Below are 20,245 nucleotides of genomic sequence, written 5' to 3'. Positions count from 1 at the left end.
ACGAAAGGATGTGTCATGGATCTGGCCGAATATATCATTGCGGGCGTGCTCACCGTGCTCTCCGGGGGAGCGGCGGTGGCCGCTTATGTCTTGCGAGCCACCCTTTCGGAGCCAGCCACGATGACGGAAGAAGATCTCAGGGCACTTGAGGCCTGTGACCTTCCCGAACCTCGATTCATCAAGATTGATGGCCAACTCAAAGCTCCGCGCACCCGTCTTACGCCTCAGCCAACAGGCCCTAACAGACGTCTGTGCCTGACGGGGCCCCGCCGGGCCAAGAAAGCGCGACGCCCGGTGTAGGTCGCCTTTGTCTTTCCGGCCAAGCCGACGATCAGTTTTGTGGACCCGTGTGCCTCGCATTTCGCAAGCGACATTCTCTCCCGGGTATCCAGCGTGCCGCGCCGCCGCTTCGATGCTCTACCGAGCTCGTTCGTGCGCCCGATAGCCAGCCGTAGAAAACCCCAACCCGTCCTCGTTCTTGCTGGGCGATCCCCCGAGCAGATCTCCCATGGTTTCGACGAGTGTTTTCGATAGGGCCGAGCCTCGATGGTATTCATCGATCCAGAGCTGGGCGCCCACGTGGAAGCCGCAGGCGGCTCCGCCGGGCGCGATGAGCCTGAGCGTGCCGACAGGCTCCCCAGTTATGTAGCCAGTGAACCCGATGCCTGCTCGGATTTTCTGCAAGATACGGGAGGCTTCCGGCCTTGGAGAGAACGGGGACTCTCGCAGTCGGTCCTTTGAGCGATTAGAGCAACGATGCTTACAGGTGGATGGCCGGGGCTCTACGACGCGTGTTGCTTCGCAATATCTCTTCGAGGCGGCCAAGCTCTTCCGCAAACATGTCACAGACGAATCGATTTATGTGACGTAATTGCAATTTGCGATGATCAGAAATTGAGTCCCCAAGTCCCGGCAATTCAATGCACGCAATAACTGTGCGGCGATCAAGGTTTTAGGTAAATTCAACTCAAGGTAGTGAATCGGCCTTGCTGAGTGTGAAAAGATAAAATTACTTTTGCAAATATCTTGAAAGCCTGCATTAACCTTTCTGGAAGCGACCTTCGACTGCTTCGGCGCCTCTCGCACAGCGAAAGTTTCTGCGTTTCGAGGCGTTCAACGTTCATAAAATCTACTAACAACACCTCGTTCCTACATTTCAGATATATCAATGCGTGAATTTCAAAAAGCCAAAGGCCGGTCGCTGCGAATTTTTACATGCGAGTCTTGTTCGCATCGGTTGCGTTTCGGAGCAAGCCGATGTGGGGCTTGCGGTCGGAGCGCGCCTCTCCTGAACCGGTCCGGCGTGTGGGGCTTCCTGCTGATCTTTGCGATTTTCGTAGGGGTTGTGCTGATCACGCGGTGAGTTGGTCTCAAGCACGGCGCTGCTTTAGCAAAACTTAGAGGGTGAAAACTTGAATGGTTTAGGTCTTACAAGTCCGCCCATGGTCGGTTTAGAAGCTGTTATTCTCGTCGTAACTCTTTCCCTCTTGGCGCTCGCGTTGCGGCGAAAGTTGACCAAAGCCGCTGCGTGTTTCGTTATTTTTTGTTTTTCGATGTTGGGCGCTCTACTCACCTGGGGGCTCATTTATGCCCCCGATGGATCTTCTTTTCGGGAATTTGTCTGCTATCTGATCGGTGTCTGTGGTGGTTTTCTCGGGCTCTCGCTGTTCATGCTTGTCGTCTCGCCTTACGGATATTTGGTGATGTCTGGTGTTCTCGCAGTTGCGTCGACGGTGATGTTTGTTGAGGATATTTCCTACGTTTGGGAGAGCGCGGCACTGCGTGAGACGGCTCTCATCGCCTCACTTCTCATCTTTGGATTGGCAGTTTACTTGGAAGCGACGGAGGGTGCGCTTCGGCCGATGGTGCGACAATTTCGAAGAGGTGTTATCTCTCGTTTCGCGTCGAGAGAGCCTCAGCGATAGCGTGGGGAGCGAAATTGACGGAAGGGGTAAAGGTGGTCGCGTGCCTGAGCGTCTCTAGTGCAATCGCGCCATAGCGTTTGCCGCGCATTCGGTCTTCGGCGCAGCGACCATGCGGGATTGATGCCCAATTGCTGAAATCGAACGCAGGTCCGCTCACTCTCGCGAACGGAACTTCCGAGTAAGTATAATAACTGGTCGCGGCGGGTTTCGGGTGTCGTTCCCCATTCTAAATTCGGTCCGAGCTGTGATCTAAGGCAGGCTTGAAGACATGCGTCACGTTGTCCAGAAAATGGCGGCTCAGTGTGTTCGCAAGCGTTCTCCGCACTATGGCCCGAATGCCTCAGGCTCCTCTGCGGCTGACGAACTGAAGTTCGTCGCCTCGACACAGTGCGAAGTTGCTCCGTGGCCAAGACGCGACGGGGATCGACGGAGGCGGAGCTTGCAGCGATTTCCGTAACGAGCGCATTCGCACGTCATATTCCCGAGGCTGATCTTCCAACGCGGCAAATCGTAGAGCGAGCTCACGTTCGATGCTCTCGCAAGACAGATGGCCGTAGGTCCGGCTCACCGTGTCTGTGTTCGCGTGGCCGAGTTGACGCGCGACGATGGCAAGCGGCGCGCCAGCCTGCACAAGCTGACTGGCATAAGTGTGCCGCAATCCGTGGAACACGAATTCATGCGGCAGCCCGGCCTTCTCGACAGCTGCTTTGAAGAGATGTCTGTGACGGGTTTTCCAGATCTGGCCTGCGCCAGTGCGAAAGACGATGTCATCGTCTGCTTTCCCGGCGCATTTGGCCAAGAAAAATCGCATCCCTTCCTCGGGGAGATACACATAGCGTGGTCGCCAGCCTTTGGGAGAGGAGACGTAAATGCCAAAGATGTCTTTTCCGACATCGCACACGCGAAGCGCTGAAAGCTCGGACACGCGACAGCCCGTATAAAGCGCTGCACGCACCAAGTCCGCAAGATCTGGGCGGCATGCGGCGATCAGCTCACGACACTGCGCGCGGGTAAGGAAGATCTGGCGAGGCACTTCCAAATTCGGGACGCGGTGGATGCAGCGCCAAGACCGTTCCGAGTCAGTATGCCCGTTCTCCCAGGCCATCCGAGCCGCTATTCGCACTATCCCCAGCAGTGTATTCAGTGTTGCTTTCCTGCGGCGCAACGCATCGGGGTCGAGGCTCTCAATCTTTACCCTTGCCTTGAGCGCCTGTTTCCCGCGCTTGGGTGGCGTCTCAAGGACGGCACGACAGAAATTGGTGATGGTCTTTCCGGTGAGGTCATCGAGCAGAACTGATCCGAGGCGCGGTAGAATATGGAAGTTGATCAGTGCGACAAGCGTCTCAAAGGTCGTCTTCGTGGCAGCAATGCGCTTCCATTCCACATAGTCGATCAGGGCGTCGCCCACAGTAAAGCCAGTGTCACTCTTCGAATATCGCAGATGCTGTGTGGTTCCCACCGGATAGCTCGCAGAGGCGATGCCCCGCAATTCCTGCTCGGCGAACCAAGCGCGCGCGAGCGAGATCGCCGCTTCGTAGGAAAGGCCCTGAGAGTTTTCCGAATCTGCGGGTCCGAGCCGCTGCTGCTTATAGCGGCCATCCTTCTTGCGGATCCGAGCGACCCAATGAAGGGGCTTAGCTGGTTTCTTCTCGAGCCCAATGTGACGGCAATACTCGAGAATGTTCCAATAAGGATGCGCTCTTTCAGGAAGAGCTTTGATCGTCTTGTGGGTGTCGAGCTTCGGCGCGTGATCCATGGGTTGCTTCCTCTTGGCCAAGGTTGAGGAAGTATCTTCGTGCCCTGTCCGTTAAGCCATATCGCTCGACATAGTCGAGTAACACGGCTTCCGCCGTGTCAGGTTGGGTCGGGTCTTTCATTGCATTCTCCTATCAACTGCACGAGTGGGCAGGCTAACAATTTGAGAGTAAATGAGCCGTTAAGCCTAGCCGGTATCTGTCGCGTGCGACGAGTGCGGCTTGCTAGGTAAATCCCACCAACCACCCGCTTCCCGCGTCGCGTTGACGGAACCGGCGCCCAGCCCTCATACACGGCTCTCGGACGAAAGTGGTTCAGGAGAACGCCCGTTGACGCAGGATCTGGTGATCGCGGAATGAAGAAGTCCTCGGGCGAAGACGAATTGGCTACATGGCTGCGCGCCTATCGCGAGGCGGGAAGGCCGGGGGACCGCTTGCCGACGATGCGCGAACTGATGAAGCGGTTCGGGGTTGCGCAACGAATGTCGGCTTCGTTCCATATCGCTTCGACCGAACGAAAAGACAAAAGCCGGGTGGCGCGAGACGCGCGCACCCGGCCAGGTTGGTCTCTTAGCCCTTCACGATCATCCGGTAGCGCAGCTGGTCGAAGATCACGGCGCAGATGAGCAACAGACCGATGAGCACCATCTGCATGTAGGAGCTGACCTGCGCGAGGTTCATCCCGTTTTGCATCAGGATGATGAAGAACGCGCCGAGCACGACATTCTCCACCCGGCCGATCCCGCCGCGCAGCGAGACCCCGGCGATGACGCAGGCTGCGATGCTCTCCATTGCGATCGTGCCGCCAAGGTTCGCATCGCCGCTCTCGACGCGCGCGGTCAGCAGCAGGCCGGTCAGGGCCGCGATCACGGCGCAAAGCCCATAGACGAGGATCAACGTGCCGCGGGTGTTGATCGCCGACAGATGGGCCGCCTTGATATTGCCGCCGACGGCATAGATGCGGGCGCCGACGCGGGTGCGCGCCATCAGCACCCACATCACGATGATGGCGATCACGGCGATCACCACGGGCACGGGAACTCCGAACACCCGGCCGAAGCCGAACGTATCGCCAAAGGCGAAGGGCAGGCCCGAGACCGGCACGCCCCCGGTCAGGAACAGCGCAAGCCCGGTGCCGACAGACGAGACACCCAGCGTCATGATGAAGGGCGAGACGTCGAACAGCGCGACGCCGATCCCGTTCACCGCGCCCACGATCAGCGCGACCGCGAAGCCTGCGAAGGCGCCGATCAGGATCACGAGCCAGATCGCATCGGGGAAAATCTGCGCAGCCCATGTCATCGCCAGCGCCGAGACGACGGAGCTGAGCGCGATCACCGTGCCCACCGAGAGGTCGAAGCCCCCCGAGATCAGCACCAGCATCTGGCCCAGCGACACGAGCACCAGATAGACCGATTGCCGCGCCACGTTGATCAGGTTCTGCGGCGACAGGAAGTTGGGCGCAGCGAGGGTGAAGATCACGGCGGCCGCGATGAGGAAGAACGGCAGCACGCCGAGCTTGATGAAGATACGCAGCGGCAGCGCCGCCAGCGAAGGCTTGGAATTGGCCTGCATCATGCGGGGCTTCCTTCTGTGTCTTTTTGTGTCTGTTGGGAGGCGCCGGGTTGGTCGAAGAAATAGCGCAGGACGATGTCCTCGCGCAGATCCTCGCGCGGCAGCTCGGCGGTGATCTTGCCATTGGCGAGCACGATGGCGCGGTGGGCGAGGTTCATCACCTCGGGCAGATCCGACGAGATCACCACGACGGCCTTTCCGGCCTCGGCCAGTTCCGCGATCAGCCGGTAGAGCGCCGCGCGGGTGCCCATGTCGACGCCCACGGTCGGCTCGTCGAAGATGTTGAGATCGGCCTCATGCCCGAAGGCCTTGCCGAACAGCACCTTCTGCTGATTGCCGCCCGAGAGCTTGCCGACGACGCGGCTGCGGTAGCTCTCATGCAGTTCGACATGGCCGAAGATTTCCGCCGCGCGGGTGCTCAGCTGACGCGAGCGCAGCAGCGGGCCGCCCTCGGCCATCAGGTCCATCACCAAATTGCCGCGCGGCGTCTCGGCGAGGATCAGGCCCTCGTGCTTGCGGTCGGGCGAGAGATACCACGCGCCCGCCTTCACCAGCTTGCGGGTCTGTGCGCCGGTGACGTCCCGGCCCTTGAAGCGGACCTGCCCGGCATGGGTCGCGTTGAGCCCCATCACCGAGCGGAACAGCCGCGATTTGCCCGAGCCCACGAGGCCCGCGACGCCCAGCACCTCGCCCCGGCGCACCTCGAAGGAGGCGTGATCTATTCCGGGCGCGACGAGGTTTTTCACCTCGAGGACAACCTCGCCCGGCCTGTGGGCGATGGTCGGGTAGATGTCGCGGATTTCGCGCCCGGCCATCATGTCCACGAGCGACTGTTCGGTCATCTCGGCCATCGGCGCGGTGCCGATATGCGCGCCGTCGCGCAGCACGGTCACGCGCTCTCCGATGCGCTCGAATTCATGCACGCGGTGCGAGATATAGATGATCCCCACACCCTCGGATTTGAGCCGCCCGATCACCTCGAAGAGCTGATCGACCTCGCGATCGGTCAGCGAGGCGGTGGGCTCGTCGAGGATCAGGACCGACAGATCGCCCTGCATCGCCTTCGCGATCTCGACCATCTGCTGTTGCGCCCGCGACAGGCGCGCCACGGTCAGGTCCGGGTCGATGTCGAAGTTCAGATCGGTCAGGATCTGCTTTGCCCGTTGGCGCATCGCGCGCGGCGACAGGAAGGGGCCGACACCCGGCTCGTGGCCCAGAAACATGTTCTGCGCCACGCTCATCGTCGGGATCAGCGAGAATTCTTGAAAAACGGTATGGATGCCTTTGGCCTGCGCATCGGCCACCGAGGCGAACTGGACCGGCTCGCCGCGCATCTCGATCGTGCCGGAGGTCGGGGTATTCGCGCCCGCCAGCAGCGAGATCATCGTCGATTTCCCCGCGCCGTTCTCACCGAACAGCACATGCAGTTCACCCGCATAGAGGTCGAAATCGACGGCATCGAGGGCGAGGACGCCCGGATAGGCCTTGCTCAGCCCATGCGCCTGTAGAAGCGGTTTGCTCGTCATTTGCTGTCTCCCAGGGCAGGAATTGGCGGCGCCGGCGGAAGGGGGAGGGCCGGCGCCGCGCTTCGTCAGTTCACCGAGAAGACCGGCTGGAAGCCGTCCGGGGGCAGCACCGCGGAACGCGGCGTGTCTTCGATATTGTCCTTGGTGATGACGAAGATCTTCGGACCGACATGCTTCACGTAGTCCTTGCCTTCGAGGATCCGCACCGCCTGATCGACCGCGATCCGGCCCTGGATCACCATCGAGTCTGCCGGGGCCGCCTCGATGAAGCCGCGCTGGATGCCGCTATAGACGCCGGGCGTCAGGTAGAAGGCGAGGTTGCCGACCTTGTCGGTCAGGCCGCGCTCGCGCAGCAGGCCCTGTGCCACTTCCGCGGTCACTGCGGTGCCCGCGATGTAGCTCACTTCCGGGTTCGCCTGCAGCACGTCTTCGACGAGCTTGAGCTGGGCTTCCTTGCCGGTATCGCCGTAGCGCGGCTCGAGCACTTTCACGGCCGAGCCTTTCACGGCTTCCATGAAGCCCTTGTTCGCGGCTTCGACCCAACCGGCGCCTGCCGGGCCCGGGAACCAGCCGACGGTCACTTCGTCGCTGCCCTCGGGGTGCTTCTGCGCGAGGTAGGAGCCGATTTCTTTGCCCATCGTCTCGAAGGAGACGAGCGACTTGGCCGCGAGGTCGGGCGAGGACATGCCGTTGACGAGGTCGATGACCGGGATGTCCTTGTCGGCCAGTTCCTTCACGACCGAGTTCAGACCGTCATAGGAGATCGCCCCGATGATGACCGCCTGCGCGCCACCGGCGGCACAGTCCTCGATCTGGCTGATCTGCTTGGCGAGGTTGGTGTAGCCACCGGCCTCGACCACGTTCAGGCTGACGCCTTCACGCTTGGCCTCTTCGGTCACGCCGTAATCGACGCCCAGCCAATAGGCATCTTTCATATGCGGGAAGGAGACGCAGATCTTGTAATCCTTGTCGGCCTTGGCCAGCGCCTCATATTCGATGGGCTGGGCGGTGCCATCGGCGGAGAAGGCCGGGACAACCTCTTCGGCGGGGTAGGGGAACCACGCATCCTCGGCCATGGCCGGGAGCGCGGCACACGTAGCGCCCAGAAGCGCGACGGATGTCAGGACATGTTTCATTGTTCAGAGACCTCTCTGTTGCTTGGTTTGATCGCGGGTTGTCCCCGCTTGTGGAATAACGTCGGCGCGGGGCGCCCGGGATTTACCCGAGCGCGGCGCGGATCTTGTCGAGCCGTTCGCGGCGTGCGGTGCGCGCGGCCAGTGCCTGTTCCATGGTCACCTCGACGAAGCGCACCTTGGTGTTGGGTTGCAGCTGCCCGATCAGGTCCATATCGGCCGAGATCACCGCGCCGAGGGTGAAATACCCCCCGCCCGAGACCGCGTCGCGATGTAGCACGATGGGCTCCTGTCCGCCCGGCACCTGGATCGAGCCGTAGGAATAGCAGCCATCGACGATGTTGGACGGGTCGGAGCCCGCGCCGAAGGGCTGTTCGCGCTCGACGAATTCCATCGGCGCACCACCGCGGAAGCGATAGCCCATCCGGTCCGCCTCGGGGGCGACGGTCCACTCGTCGGCGAAGAACTGCGCCTGCGAGGCCGGGGTCAGCCGGTGCCAGTAGAGGCCCGGGAGAACCCGCAGGCTGACCGGCGTCTCGACCGGGGCGAGCAGCGCCTTGTCGAGCGTGCGCTCGGTCATGTCCTTGGACTTGCCGACCGGGATCACGTCGTCCGCCGCGATGGCGCGGCCTTCGACCCCGCCAAGCGCGCCGATCGGATAGGTCGAGCGCGAGCCGAGCGCGCTCGGCGTGTCGATCCCGCCGCCGAAAGCGATGTAGATGCGCGCGCCGGATTTCAGGAAGCCGAAGCTCAGCGTCTGACCGGCCTTCACGACGAAGGAGGACCAGCTCTCGCGCGGCTCGCCATCGACCATGATCGGCATCTCGCCACCGGTGACGGCCACGAGCGTGTCATCCTCGAAACTCAGTTCCGGGCCCATGAAGACGGCTTCCAGACCGGCCTCAGCCTCGTCATTGCCGACCAGCATGTTGGCGACCCGCATCGCGAAGCGATCCATCGCGCCGCCTTCGGGAATGCCGAGATGGAAATAGCCCGGACGACCAAGATCCTGGATCGTCGTCGACAGGCCGGGTTTGACAACCTTAAACGCCATTGAGGGCCTCCATCAGTTTCGCATTGGTGCCCGCCATATCGGCGTTGAACGCTTCGAGATCGAAGGTCACTTCGGCAATGCGGGGGGTATAGGTGCCGTCTTTCACGGCGGCCTCGATCCGGTCGAACTCGGCGCGGTCGATCGGTTTCCACTTCACGATGTCGCCGGGTTTGAAGAAGACCATGAAGTCTTGCAGATAGGAGACGGTCTGGGTCGGATCGAAGATCGTCATCGGGGTGATGCCGAACATCTGGTAGCCGCCCGCGCCGCGCACCGAGTAGATGCAGCCGAAGCAGCCGCCGATGCCGACCGTGTGCTTGGGCGTGTCGGTCCGGGGGCGCAGGTATTTCGGCACCTCGATCTGCTTTTCGCGCTCGACGAGTTGGTAAAGGAACGGCAAGCCCGCCACGAAACCCACCATCGAGACGAACCACGGCTGCGAGTGATAGGCTTCGATGAAGGCCTCCACGCTTTCATAGCCGTTGATCCGTGCGGCATATTCGAGATCGGTCGCCTCCGGATCCTGATGGCGTTCGCGGAACCGCATCAGAGTCTCGTGGGTCCAGGGGTCCTGGAAATAGACCGGGACCTCGACGATCCTCGTGTCGAGGCGCTTCTCGCCGGCCTCGGCCTTGTGCTCGAGCTCCTTGATCCGCGCCATCATCTCGTCGGGCGAGATCACGTCGGGGTTGAAGCGCACTTCAAAGCTGGCATTGGCGGGGCAGATCTCGGTTACGCCGGGAATGTTCGCCTCGGCCACGGCGTTGCGCAGCGACAGTGCTACGAAGAAGGCTTCGAGCGACATCTCCTCGTCGACCTCGACATAGACGTGCTCGTCGCCGCCAAAGGAATACCTTGTCTTCATGGGGATCTCCTATGCTGCGTCGGTTGCGGTGAGGTTGCCGGCATCGAGCCACGGCTCGAGCCATTGCGTATGGAAGTCGCCGGCGCGCACGCCCGGATCGGCGGCGAGCGCCAGATGCAGGGGCGTGGTGGTCTTGAGACCGCCGATTTCCAGGTCTTTCAGCGTCTCGGCCATCAGATCGATCGCGGCCTCGCGGGTCGGCGCATGAACGATCATCTTGCCCAGAAGCGAGTCGTAGAAGGGCGGGATCTGATAGCCCTCATAGAGGAAGTGATCGAAGCGCATACCTTCGCCTTCGGGGATCGACAGCGAGGCCACCTTGCCGGGGAAGGGCATGAACTGCATCAGCGGGTCCTCGGCATTGAGGCGCACCTCGATCGCATGGCCCGTGCAGGTGATCTGATCTTGCGTGACAGGCAGCGTCTCGCCGCCCGCGATGCGCAGCATCATGGCGACCAGATCGAGCCCGGTGATCATCTCGGTCACGGGATGTTCGACTTGAATACGGGTGTTCATCTCGATGAAGTAGAACTCATCGGCGGCCGCATCGTAGAGATATTCGATCGTGCCCGCGCCGCGATAGTTCACGGCCTCGGCCAGAGCGACCGCCGCGTTGCACATCGCCTCGCGGGTGGCTTCGGGCAGGCCGAAGGCCGGGGCTTCTTCCCAGACCTTCTGGCGGCGGCGCTGCAGCGAGCATTCGCGCTCGTAGCAATGGACCGCGGCCCCCGTGCCGTCACCGAGGATCTGCACCTCGATATGGCGCGGATTGATGATCACCTTTTCCAGATAGAGACCACCGTCGCCGAAAGCCGCTTCGGCCTCGGCGCGGGCCTGCGGGGCGAGACGGGCCAGCTCGGCCGCGTCCTGCGCGATCCGGATGCCGCGCCCACCGCCACCGGCGGCGGCCTTGATCATCACCGGGTAGCCGATCTCTTCGGCCACGCTCAGCGCCTCGTCTGCCGTGATGCGCCCGTCAGAGCCGGGCACCGTCGGCACGCCAGCCTCTTTCGCGGCGATCCGGGCGGCGACCTTGTCGCCCATCCGCTCGATCGTCTCAGCCTTGGGGCCGACGAAGATCATCCCGGCGTCTTCCACGGCGCGGGCGAAATCGGCGTTCTCGGCGAGAAATCCGTAGCCCGGATGGACCGCATCGGCGCCCGCGTCTTTCGCGGCCGCCACGACGGCAGAGATGTTCAGGTAGGATTTCGCAGCCGGGGCAGGCCCGACACAGACCGCCTCGTCGGCGAGCTTGACCGCCAGCATCTCGGCATCGGCCTCGGAATAGGCCTGCACCGTCTTGATGCCGAGCGATTGCGCAGCGCGGATGATCCGCACGGCGATCTCGCCCCGGTTTGCAATGAAGAGAGTTTCGATCGCCATTGGATCAGCCCATCTTCGCGAGCACATCGCCCGCCGAAACCGGCGTCGCATCCGCCGCGACATAGTCCGAGAAGGTGCCCGCAGCCTCGGCCTTCACCTCGATGAAGGTCTTCATCACCTCGATCAGCCCGATCGTGTCGCCGACCGCAACCGCGTCTCCCGCGGATTTGAACGGGGCCGAATTCGGGTCGGGCTTGTGGTAGAAAGTTCCGGGAAGCGGGGAAACGATATCCGTCATGGCTCTCTCCTGTCAGGTCTTTTCATTTTCAGCGAGAACCATCGCCGCGGGGGCAATGGTGACGCCATTTTCTTGCAGTGCAGTCTTGATCGCGTGGCCGATTTCCAGCGCGCCGGGCGTGTCCGAGTGGAAGCAGATCGACTCGAACTCCACCGTAATCGTCTTTCCGGTGACCGTCTCGACGGTGTTCTCGAGGCACGCACGCACGCATTTCGCCGCGAGCTTCTTGGGGTCGGGCGCGGAGACGTGGCGGGCGAAGACGATCGAGCCGCTGTCGTCATAGTCACGGTCGGCATAGAACTCGCGCACGACCGGCTGACCGAGGCGCTTGGCGACCTCGTAGGTCTTCGAGATGTCCATGCAGAACAGGATCAGCCCCGGCGCGTAGCGTTGCAGCGTCTCGACCAGATGGCGCGAGAGGTCCTCGTTGCGCGCTGCTTCCATATAGAGCGCGCCGTGCGGTTTGACGTGCTGCAGCGGCACCCCGTAGCGGCGGCCGAATTCGCGCATCGCCCCCACCTGGTAGATGATGTCGTTCACCAGCTCCTCGGAGCTCGCGTTGATATGGCGGCGCCCGAAGCCTACGAGATCGCGATAGCCGGGATGCGCGCCGAGACCGACGGAATGCTGATGGCAGAGCTTCGCGACCCGGTTCATCTGCATCGGGTCGCCGGCGTGAAAACCGTTCGCGACATTGGCCGAGGAGATCAGCGGCATCAGCTGATCATCCGGCGCGCCAGCCATGGCCCAATGGCCGAAGCCTTCTCCGAGGTCACAGTTCAGGTCGATGAGTTTCGGCATGTCTCTTCCCAGATCTCTGTTGCAAGATCAGCTTTCGACAATGTGAACGACATGTAAAATTCTAATATCAGTGAGGGCATTATCGTGATAATCGATAATGTGATTAGACACTGTCCGGTGCAAATCGCTGAAAAATATGGATATGACTTCGATCTGTGCAGATTGCGAACCTATGATATCTGAATCCCGTGGTCAGCATTATCGGAAAATCCGAAAGGAGGCGGCATGAACTTCCGTCAGCTCAAGTATTTCGTGGCTACCGCCGAGACCGGTCAGGTCAGCCGGGCGGCGAACGAACTCTCGATTTCCCAGTCCTCGGTGACGACCGCGATCCGCGAGCTTGAGGCCGAGATGGATACCGAGCTTTTCACCCGGACCTCGCACGGGATGGAGCTGACCCAGTCGGGGCGCGAGCTGCTGGGCCTGTCCTACGATATCCTCACCAAGCTCGACGAGGCGGTGAATATCCGCGAGCGCAGCAGCGGCGTGACCGGGCGGGTTCTCGTCGCGACCACCTACACGGTGATCGGGTATTTCCTGCCCTACCATCTGGGGCGGCTGGCGCGGCTGCACCCCAATCTCGATATCCAGCTCCACGAATTGAACCGCGAGGCGGTGGAGGAAGGGCTGCTGTCGAACCGGTTCGACATCGCGATCGTGCTGACCTCGAACGTGATGAACCCGGAACTGGAGAGCGAGACGCTGATGCGCTCGCCCCGCAGGCTCTGGCTGCCGCAGGGCCATCGGCTGGCGAACCTGCGCAGCGTCGATTTCAAGGAGATCGCCGACGAGGACTATATCATGCTCACCGTCGACGAGGCGGCGAACACGACGATGAAATACTGGAACTTCGGTTCGACCCAGCCGCGCGTGAAGCTGCGCACCTCGTCGATCGAGGCGGTGCGCTCGATCGTGGCGAACGGGCAGGGGGTGACCGTGCTCTCCGACATGGTCTATCGGCCCTGGTCTCTCGAGGGCAAACGGATCGTGACGGTCGAAACCGATCCGCCCGTTCCGACAATGGATGTCGGTCTGGCCTGGCGCCGAGGGGCCGAGCTGTCTCCGGGCGCGGTCGCGCTCTACGACTACTTCCGGCTGACCTTCGACAGCTCGCTGACGTTGAACAGCTGAGCCAAGGCGAACGAAATTTCCCATCGTCAACGATGCCGGCTGCAAGTCTGGGGCGTCAGTCTGCAGTCAGGCCGCGCCTCCAAGCCGCGACTTGGAGCGAAGTCGAAGCCTTGGACGCCGGCTCGCATATTTTGAGACAAATCAATGACGCCGCCCGCCCTGTCGGCTGACTGTCGGAAATAGTCCTGAAGAAACCGTCCTAGAAAACCTCGCCACGGAGTTTCGAGCCCATGCCGACTAAGAAAAAAGACGTCGAGGAAAATACGCCTCCAACCACGGGAATGCTGGCGAAGTCTCGCGAGACACTGCGGGCAGCCTGCGAGCGGCTCAACATTCATCCCGACGTTTTCGAAGAGCTCAAAGGGCCCCGTGAAACTCTGGCCGCCACGCTCTTGATCCGGATGGATGACGGGAGCCGACGCGCGTTCCAGTCTTGGCGGTGCCGCTATAACGACCGGCGAGGTCCGACCAAGGGCGGCGTTCGTTTCCATCCGAACGTCTCGCTCGACGAGATCGAGACGCTTTCCTTCTGGATGACATTCAAATGCGCCGTGGCCAATCTGCCATTCGGCGGCGGGAAGGGTGGGGTCTGCGTGGACACGAAGACGCTCTCGGTGAACGAATTGGAGCGCTTGAGCCGGGCCTATGTCGAAGCCTTCGCGCCGTTCATCGGCCCCGATCGCGATATTCTGGCGCCGGACATGTATACGAACGGGATCGTCATCGCGTGGATGGCGGACCAATATAGCTGGATATCAGGGCAGGCCTCCCCGAGCGCGATCACCGGAAAACCTCTTGCTTTCGGGGGCACGAACGGGCGGGTCGATGCGACGGCGCGCGGCGGATACTATGCTCTGCGCTATCTGGAAACCGCGCTCGCCCTCGACCCGAACACCGCCACGGTGGCGATCCAGGGGTTCGGGAATGTCGGCTTCCACTGCGCGAAGCTTCTGCATGCGGACGGGTATAAAATTGTCGCCATTTCGGATTCCGCCGGCGGCATCTACGACCCAAGCGGATTGGATCCGCTCGCCGTCATGCAACACAAGCATGAAACCGGCGGTGTCAAAGGCGCGAAGGGACAAGGCAAAACGAAAGAGATTTCAAACGCCGAGTTGTTGGAGCTCGATTGCGACGTGTTGGTGCCTGCCGCATTGGAACGGCAGATCACGCTCGAAAATTGCGACAAGATCAACGCCCGCATCATTCTGGAAATGGCGAACGGGCCGGTCTCGCCCGAGGCCGACAAGAAGCTGACGGAAGCAGGGCATATCATCGTGCCCGATATCCTCGCCAATTCCGGCGGCGTGACAGTGTCTCATCTGGAATGGGTCCAGAACAGATCGGGTTTTTATTGGGACAGCTCGCGTGTCCGGGATCATCTGAAGACGACGATGGAAACCGAGACGCAATCGATCTGGACCTTGCACAACGAAATGGAGCTGTCGATGCGCGATGCCGCCTATATCCACGGCCTGCGGCGGATCGCTGAATCCGTGGAAGCCCGGGGCACGCCCGCTTATTTTGAGGGATCATAGCGGCCGATCCCGACCTCAATTGGCACATGGAAAAGCACAATCTCGGGGTCAGCGACAATCCTCGTTGGCCCGTATCCTCGCAAGGATAAGCTTTCAAAGAAGCGGTGCTCGAGAATATGCATTCACAGCGTGAAGCGCCATTTATCGACCCCCAAGGTTCCGCGGACGAATAGAGCAATCTCCCGCTCTGGGGCGCTGCGCGTGCTTTTGGGATGCAGCGCGCGCAGCGCGAAGAGGTTCTGGCTTCTTCAGTCTGGCGCTTCCACCAGGATCTTCACCTGGGATTTTTCCGCGACAAGGGCCTCGAAGCCTTGCTCCACGATCTGATCGATCTTGATCCGCTTGGTAACCAGCTTGTCGGCGCTGAAATAGCCCTGCACCATCAGCTCCATCACCGCCGGATAGACATTGCGGTATGCGATGGTGCCCTGCAGTTGGCGCTCTTTCAGAACGGCCGTATTGGGTTGGAAGGCGGCGTCTCCCTCCCAGATCGACACGATCAGCGTCTGACCTTCGTGGCGGGTGCTGTCGATGCATTGCGGCAGAACGCGCGGCACGCCTGTCACCTCGAAAGCAACGTGAACACCGCCGGTGGCCGCACGAATTTTCGCGACGGGGTCTTCCGCCATCGGGTCTATGGCGCTGGTGGCGCCGAGTTCGAGCGCTTTCTCGCGGCGTTCAGCTGAGGGTTCTACGACATGGATCTGGGCCGCGCCCGCGACGCGCAGCGCCTCGACGACCAAGAGCCCGATCGGCCCCGCGCCGAAGACAGCAGCCGTGTCCCCGGCCTTGATCTTCGACATGCGCACCGCATGCAGCGCGACAGCGGCGGGCTCGACTAACGCACCCTGTTCCATCGACAGCGCGTCGGGCATCTTGTGAACCATCCGGGCAGGCACGACCGAGGTCGCCGCGAAACCGCCATGTCCCCCGGAGAGCCCGACGAAACCGAGGCTGTCACAGAGATTGTATTTGCCCTCAAGGCAGGCGGGGCAGGTGCCGCAGGCGAAGATCGGCTCGATCGCGACACGATCGCCGATGCCCAGTCCCGTGACGCCTTCTCCCAACTCCGCCACGGTCCCACAATATTCGTGGCCCATGGTGATCGGCGCCTTGTCGTGGCTGAGCGGATGATCCTGCTCGACCGGGACGAAGATCGGTCCCGCCAGATATTCGTGCAGATCGGAACCGCAGATCCCGGTCCATGCGACCTTGATCGCGACCTCGCCGGGGCCGGGGGTAGGGGTGTCTATTTCCTCGACGCGAATGTCTTTCACGCCGTGCCAACGTGCAGCTTTCATGGAATGTCTCCGTTCAACGGGGGAAGTTCTCCCGGCCCGTGAGGGGCCGGGAGAGGGATGGGGTCAGGAGAGGTGATGGACTTCCTGGAGCCCGTAGACCGGGGTCTCCAGCCCCTCCAACCGCGCTTTCAGTTGCAGCGCGAGATAGAGCGAGTAATGCCGCGATTGGTGCAGGTTGCCGCCCATGAACCACAGATGCTCCTGCTGGGTCGGCTTCCACATATTGCGCTGCTCGCCTTCCCACGGGCCGGGGTCTTTTGTGGTGTCCGAGCCAAGCCCCCAGACCTTGCCAACCCTGTCGGCGACCTCCTGGCTGATCAGATCGGCGGCCCAACCGTTCATCGAGCCGTAGCCGGTTGCGAAGACCACCAGATCGGCGGGCAAGCGCGTGCCGTCGGCGAGCACCACAGCGTCTTCCTCGAAATGGTCGACCTGACCCTTGGCCAGCTTCACCTCGCCATCAATGATCAGTTGGCTCGCGCCCACGTCGATGTAATAGCCCGAGCCGCGGCGCAGGTATTTCATGAACAGCCCAGAGCCGTCATCGCCCCAGTCCAGATCGAAGCCGGCCTTTTCCAGCCCTGCATAGAACTCCGCATCGCGCTCGCGCATCTGGTCGTAGAGCGGGATCTGGAACTCGTGCATGATCTTGTAGGGCAGGGAGGCGAAGATCATGTCCGCCTTCTCGGTTGTGACCCCGTTCGCGAGCGCCTCTTCCGAGTAGAGCGCGCCGAGCCCGATCTCCATCAGCGAGTCCGAGCGCACGATATGGGTGGAGGATCGCTGCACCATGGTGACATCCGCATCGCCTTCCCAGAGAGCCGCGCAAATGTCGTGAGCGGAGTTGTTCGAGCCGATCACGACCACTTTCTTGCCAGTCCACGGATCGGGTCCCTCATGCTGCGACGAATGCTGGATCGTGCCCTTGAAGTCTTCCATGCCCGGGAAACGCGGCATATTCGGCTTGCCAGACATTCCGGTCGCGAGCACAAGCTGCGTCGGCTCCAGCGTCACCGTCTCGCCGTCGCGATTGACCTCGACCGTCCATTTTCCGGTGGCGTCGTCGTAGCTGGCGCCGGTCACTTCGGACCGCGTCCAGTAATTGATCTCCATCACCTTGGTATACATCTCGAGCCAGTCGCCAACCTTGTCCTTGGGCGTGAAGACCGGCCAATTGTCGGGGAACTTGATGTAGGGTAGATGGTCATACCAGATCGGGTCATGCAGGCAGAGCGACTTGTAACGGCTCCGCCACTGGTCGCCGGGCCGGTCATGCTTATCCAGAACGATCGCAGGCACACCAAGCTGGCGCAGCCGCGCTCCCAGCGCGATGCCCCCTTGGCCGCCGCCGACGATCAGCACATAGGGCTGCGTGCCATAGCCCAGATCCGCCTCTTCCGCCTCGCGGTGCTCCTTCCACGAGGTCCGGTTCTTGCGCGCGCCATGTTCAGCGCCCATCGGACGGCGCGTGCCGCGGTTTTCCTCGAAACCCTTGAGCTCCTGAAGCGCGGTCAGCAGCGTCCAGATGCGGCCATCTCGGATCCGCATCAGGCCCCAGCCGCGGCCCGACTTCGTCTCGAAAGTGACCCAGGCGGTGATCACGCCGCCCTCCTCGGCAGGGATCTCGCCCGACTGGATCTCGAACTTGCCGGGGCGGGTGTGCTCGAGCTGGTTTCTCAGCATGTCGGCGACGCCGTCCGGCCCTTCCACGGTTTTCAGGTTCCAGCTGACCGCAACGAGGTCGCGCCAGTAGCTGTCGGTCGCAAACAGCGCGGCCGCGCGGTCGATATCGCCGCTCTCCAGCGCGGCGTTCAGGCTGTCCAGCATGTCCTGGGTCTGTGTGTTAATGGTGGTATCAAGCATCGCGTCTCCTCCTCTGCGCGTGTCTCTAGGAGGAGTATCGGCGCGTGATCGCTGAGCGATCCATGGTCGCGACGCGTGCAAAGGGAGGAAAAGCGACTGCTGCGGCGCGGCATGTTGCGTGCGCAACAAGGGCGCAACATATCACTCGGGCGGACGCAACCCGGCCTTGCGAATCCGGCGCAGGATAGTCGAGCGGTTGACCCCGAGCCGCCGGGCGGCGCGCGCCATGTTCCACTCGCAGGCGTCCAGAATCTCCTCGAGCATGTCCCAAGGGTCGCTCGGTGCGGGCAGAGCCTTCTCGATTTGCGGGGTTACTTCGACGGGGCTGGGCAGATCGAGCAGATCGATCACCGAGCCGACACAGAGCGCCGCCGCGACGTCGAGAACCTGTTCGAGCTCGCGAATATTGCCGGGCCAGCTACGTCCCAGCAATTCGGCCCGTGCCGAGGGCGACAGCCGGACCGCGTCGCCCGCGTGGCGGCGCAGATGACGCGACATCAGCCAATCGAGATCACGCCGCATCCGCAGGGGCGGGACGCTGAGCACGCACCCCGCGAGCCGATGGAACAGCGGGCGCGGCAGCGCGATCTGGCTGGGCTCAAAGCAACTCGTCGCCAGCGTGCGCAACTCGGGGCGCCGGTCGAGGAGCCCGCCGAGCGCGATCGCCGTCTCCGGAGCGATCTCTTCGATCCGGCGCAGCAGGAGTGTCGTCGGCCCGATCGCCTCGGCGCAGTTTTGCATCAGCGTCTGCGGGGCGAGCCCCGCGCATTCGAGGCTGATGAACCCTTGCGACTTGCTGGTCATGTGGATCGCTCGGGCGAGTTTCGTCTTTCCGGTGCCGGTCTCGCCACAGATCAGCAAGGGCACATTGCCCGGGGCCAGCCGCTCAGCCTGTCCGATCAAACGGTTCATCTCCGGATCGCCCCCGGTCAACCCCGCGAGCGGCCCGCCACGACGCAGTCCCTGATGAGGGTGACGTGGCGCTTTGGGTGCGATCGCATGGCCAAACAACGCCCCGCCATCGCGCATCTCGATCACCCGCTCCTCGGTTGGGCGGTCACGCATCAGGTCGGGCAGGTCGTCGACGCTGATGCTGAGCACCTCATCGATCCCGCGCCCGAGGATCGGGGCGCCTTCGGGAAACAACCGCCGCGCGGCGCGGGTGTAGCCCAGCACGCGACCGGAGCCATCGAGCCGCACAGCGGCCTCGGGATCGACATCGAGAAACTCAGGGCTGGAGGACAGGCGCAACACCCAGTCGCGCGGGCTCTCGGCCATGAGGTTGGCCATCTCGACCCGTCGTGCCGCTGAGGTCACGAGATTCATCGCGAGGTTCTGGCTGCTCTTGGGCGTGGGCGAGCGCAAAAGCGAAATGTCGAGCACCGCTGCCAATTGCCCGAGACTGTCGAAGATCGGCGCGGCGGTGCAGGACAAGACAGTATGCGCGTTTCCGAAATGGTCGTCCTGATGCACTGTCACCGGCTCTTGCGTCACGATGCAAGCCCCGACGCCACAGGTTCCGGCGAGATCCTCGGACCAGTTCGAGCCTAGATAGAGCCCCGCGCTGCGCAGGTCTTCGGTGAAGAGATCATCGCCGAAGAAATCGACGCAGACCCCTTTGGCATCGGTCAGCAGCAAAACGTAATTCTGCCCGGCAACCTGCCGGAAAAGCGATTGCAACCCGGAGCGCGCCGCGGCGATCATCCATTCCGCCTGCTTGCGGTGATCGCGCAGCTCTGCCTCGGTCACGATATAGGCAGGGTCGGAGCGCGTCGGATCCATGCCGTAAAGCTCGACACAACGCCGCCACGAGGCCGAAACGAAACTGTCTCGCCCGGTCTGGCTGCCGTCCAGCACCCGTCCGATCTCCTCGACATGCCCTGCATCTCTCATGGCGCGTCGCCTCCCTGGAGGGACGATAGCACAGACTGCGCTTCAGACCGGAATAGAAATTGGTCGTAGAGGATGGCATCGCCGATGCGGAGCTTTTTACCTCTAGCTCCAACAAGGTCGCGCCAGGCTGCAATCGTTTTGCGATTGCCTTTGAAAATTTGAATGCACGAGAAGTGAGAGCTGCGGTGCGATATCCCGACCGACAACGCGGACCGTCCGGCTCGGTGGCCCTCTCGGTGATTTTGGCTCGACCGATGTCGGTGGT

The 20,245-nt window shown here is 62.1% G+C and carries 15 protein-coding genes; 3 read left to right on the top strand and 12 right to left on the bottom strand.

Annotated features, from left to right (window positions below; genetic code table 11):
- Nucleotides 1-1,442: 1,442 nt before the first annotated feature.
- Nucleotides 1,443-1,925 (top strand): hypothetical protein, encoded by a 483-nt coding sequence (locus tag BMI85_RS04940; RefSeq protein WP_078599764.1) that lies wholly within the window; start codon nt 1,443-1,445, stop codon nt 1,923-1,925.
- 340 nt (nt 1,926-2,265) lie between these two features.
- Here BMI85_RS04940 and BMI85_RS04935 read toward each other — a convergent pair whose 3' ends face one another.
- From BMI85_RS04935 to BMI85_RS04895, 9 genes are all read right to left on the bottom strand, one after another.
- Complete coding sequence (locus tag BMI85_RS04935; protein WP_078599762.1) at nt 2,266-3,681, bottom strand: site-specific integrase; 1,416 nt, start codon at nt 3,679-3,681, stop codon at nt 2,266-2,268.
- Between the two features lie 568 nt (nt 3,682-4,249).
- Nucleotides 4,250-5,257, bottom strand: a complete 1,008-nt coding sequence (locus tag BMI85_RS04930; RefSeq protein ID WP_246832482.1) for an ABC transporter permease — start codon at nt 5,255-5,257, stop codon at nt 4,250-4,252.
- On the bottom strand, nt 5,254-6,780 hold the full coding sequence (locus BMI85_RS04925; protein WP_078599760.1) for a sugar ABC transporter ATP-binding protein: 1,527 nt from the start codon (nt 6,778-6,780) through the stop codon (nt 5,254-5,256). Before BMI85_RS04925 ends, BMI85_RS04930 begins: the two co-directional genes overlap by 4 nt.
- A gap of 65 nt (nt 6,781-6,845) precedes the next feature.
- The gene (torT, locus tag BMI85_RS04920) at nt 6,846-7,916 is read right to left on the bottom strand and encodes a TMAO reductase system periplasmic protein TorT (protein ID WP_078545607.1); all 1,071 of its coding nucleotides are present in this window, start codon (nt 7,914-7,916) and stop codon (nt 6,846-6,848) included.
- An 82-nt stretch (nt 7,917-7,998) separates the two neighbouring features.
- Nucleotides 7,999-8,967, bottom strand: a complete 969-nt coding sequence (locus BMI85_RS04915) for a biotin-dependent carboxyltransferase family protein (protein ID WP_078545609.1) — start codon at nt 8,965-8,967, stop codon at nt 7,999-8,001.
- A complete protein-coding gene (locus BMI85_RS04910) occupies nt 8,957-9,832 on the bottom strand; it encodes a carboxyltransferase domain-containing protein (protein WP_078599757.1) in 876 nt (291 codons plus the stop codon). The genes BMI85_RS04915 and BMI85_RS04910 overlap by 11 nt, the downstream gene beginning before the upstream one ends.
- Before the next feature lie 9 nt (nt 9,833-9,841).
- Nucleotides 9,842-11,215: an acetyl-CoA carboxylase biotin carboxylase subunit gene (locus BMI85_RS04905; protein WP_078599754.1), complete on the bottom strand. Its 1,374-nt coding sequence runs from the start codon at nt 11,213-11,215 to the stop codon at nt 9,842-9,844.
- Nucleotides 11,216-11,219: 4 nt separating this feature from the next.
- Entirely contained in the window at nt 11,220-11,453 is a 234-nt protein-coding gene (locus BMI85_RS04900) for an acetyl-CoA carboxylase (RefSeq protein ID WP_078540022.1), read from the bottom strand.
- 12 nt (nt 11,454-11,465) lie between these two features.
- Nucleotides 11,466-12,254: a 5-oxoprolinase subunit PxpA gene (locus BMI85_RS04895; RefSeq protein ID WP_078540021.1), complete on the bottom strand. Its 789-nt coding sequence runs from the start codon at nt 12,252-12,254 to the stop codon at nt 11,466-11,468.
- A 225-nt stretch (nt 12,255-12,479) separates the two neighbouring features.
- On the opposite strand from BMI85_RS04895, the gene BMI85_RS04890 reads away from it, so the two are divergent.
- A complete protein-coding gene (locus tag BMI85_RS04890; protein WP_078545613.1) occupies nt 12,480-13,385 on the top strand; it encodes a LysR family transcriptional regulator in 906 nt (301 codons plus the stop codon).
- A gap of 281 nt (nt 13,386-13,666) precedes the next feature.
- Nucleotides 13,667-14,923 (top strand): Glu/Leu/Phe/Val dehydrogenase, encoded by a 1,257-nt coding sequence (locus tag BMI85_RS04885; RefSeq protein ID WP_078599752.1) that lies wholly within the window; start codon nt 13,667-13,669, stop codon nt 14,921-14,923.
- Between the two features lie 248 nt (nt 14,924-15,171).
- Here BMI85_RS04885 and BMI85_RS04880 read toward each other — a convergent pair whose 3' ends face one another.
- From BMI85_RS04880 to BMI85_RS04870, 3 genes are all read right to left on the bottom strand, one after another.
- A complete protein-coding gene (locus BMI85_RS04880; RefSeq protein ID WP_078599750.1) occupies nt 15,172-16,224 on the bottom strand; it encodes a 2,3-butanediol dehydrogenase in 1,053 nt (350 codons plus the stop codon).
- A gap of 63 nt (nt 16,225-16,287) precedes the next feature.
- Complete coding sequence (locus BMI85_RS04875) at nt 16,288-18,087, bottom strand: NAD(P)/FAD-dependent oxidoreductase (RefSeq protein ID WP_078599748.1); 1,800 nt, start codon at nt 18,085-18,087, stop codon at nt 16,288-16,290.
- 141 nt (nt 18,088-18,228) lie between these two features.
- Nucleotides 18,229-19,980 (bottom strand): sigma-54-dependent Fis family transcriptional regulator, encoded by a 1,752-nt coding sequence (locus BMI85_RS04870; RefSeq protein WP_078599746.1) that lies wholly within the window; start codon nt 19,978-19,980, stop codon nt 18,229-18,231.
- Nucleotides 19,981-20,245: the final 265 nt, after the last annotated feature.

Origin of the sequence: Thioclava sp. DLFJ4-1 (assembly GCF_002020145.1) — a bacterium.
Taxonomy (GTDB): domain Bacteria; phylum Pseudomonadota; class Alphaproteobacteria; order Rhodobacterales; family Rhodobacteraceae; genus Thioclava; species Thioclava sediminum.
The sequence above is the reverse complement of the archived record's forward strand: the minus strand, read 5'-3'. Positions and strand labels throughout refer to the sequence as shown.

What these genes read in the sequence shown, in the direction of transcription:
- BMI85_RS04885 (WP_078599752.1), top strand. Translation starts at nt 13,667, where the DNA reads ATGCTGGCGAAGTCTCGCGAGACACTGCGGGCAGCCTGCGAGCGGCTC.
- BMI85_RS04925 (WP_078599760.1), bottom strand. Translation starts at nt 6,780, where the DNA reads ATGACGAGCAAACCGCTTCTACAGGCGCATGGGCTGAGCAAGGCCTAT.
- BMI85_RS04900 (WP_078540022.1), bottom strand. Translation starts at nt 11,453, where the DNA reads ATGACGGATATCGTTTCCCCGCTTCCCGGAACTTTCTACCACAAGCCC.
- BMI85_RS04915 (WP_078545609.1), bottom strand. Translation starts at nt 8,967, where the DNA reads ATGGCGTTTAAGGTTGTCAAACCCGGCCTGTCGACGACGATCCAGGAT.
- torT (WP_078545607.1), bottom strand. Translation starts at nt 7,916, where the DNA reads ATGAAACATGTCCTGACATCCGTCGCGCTTCTGGGCGCTACGTGTGCC.
- BMI85_RS04910 (WP_078599757.1), bottom strand. Translation starts at nt 9,832, where the DNA reads ATGAAGACAAGGTATTCCTTTGGCGGCGACGAGCACGTCTATGTCGAG.
- BMI85_RS04940 (WP_078599764.1), top strand. Translation starts at nt 1,443, where the DNA reads ATGGTCGGTTTAGAAGCTGTTATTCTCGTCGTAACTCTTTCCCTCTTG.
- BMI85_RS04875 (WP_078599748.1), bottom strand. Translation starts at nt 18,087, where the DNA reads ATGCTTGATACCACCATTAACACACAGACCCAGGACATGCTGGACAGC.
- BMI85_RS04880 (WP_078599750.1), bottom strand. Translation starts at nt 16,224, where the DNA reads ATGAAAGCTGCACGTTGGCACGGCGTGAAAGACATTCGCGTCGAGGAA.
- BMI85_RS04930 (WP_246832482.1), bottom strand. Translation starts at nt 5,257, where the DNA reads ATGATGCAGGCCAATTCCAAGCCTTCGCTGGCGGCGCTGCCGCTGCGT.
- BMI85_RS04895 (WP_078540021.1), bottom strand. Translation starts at nt 12,254, where the DNA reads ATGCCGAAACTCATCGACCTGAACTGTGACCTCGGAGAAGGCTTCGGC.
- BMI85_RS04935 (WP_078599762.1), bottom strand. Translation starts at nt 3,681, where the DNA reads ATGGATCACGCGCCGAAGCTCGACACCCACAAGACGATCAAAGCTCTT.
- BMI85_RS04890 (WP_078545613.1), top strand. Translation starts at nt 12,480, where the DNA reads ATGAACTTCCGTCAGCTCAAGTATTTCGTGGCTACCGCCGAGACCGGT.
- BMI85_RS04905 (WP_078599754.1), bottom strand. Translation starts at nt 11,215, where the DNA reads ATGGCGATCGAAACTCTCTTCATTGCAAACCGGGGCGAGATCGCCGTG.
- BMI85_RS04870 (WP_078599746.1), bottom strand. Translation starts at nt 19,980, where the DNA reads ATGAGAGATGCAGGGCATGTCGAGGAGATCGGACGGGTGCTGGACGGC.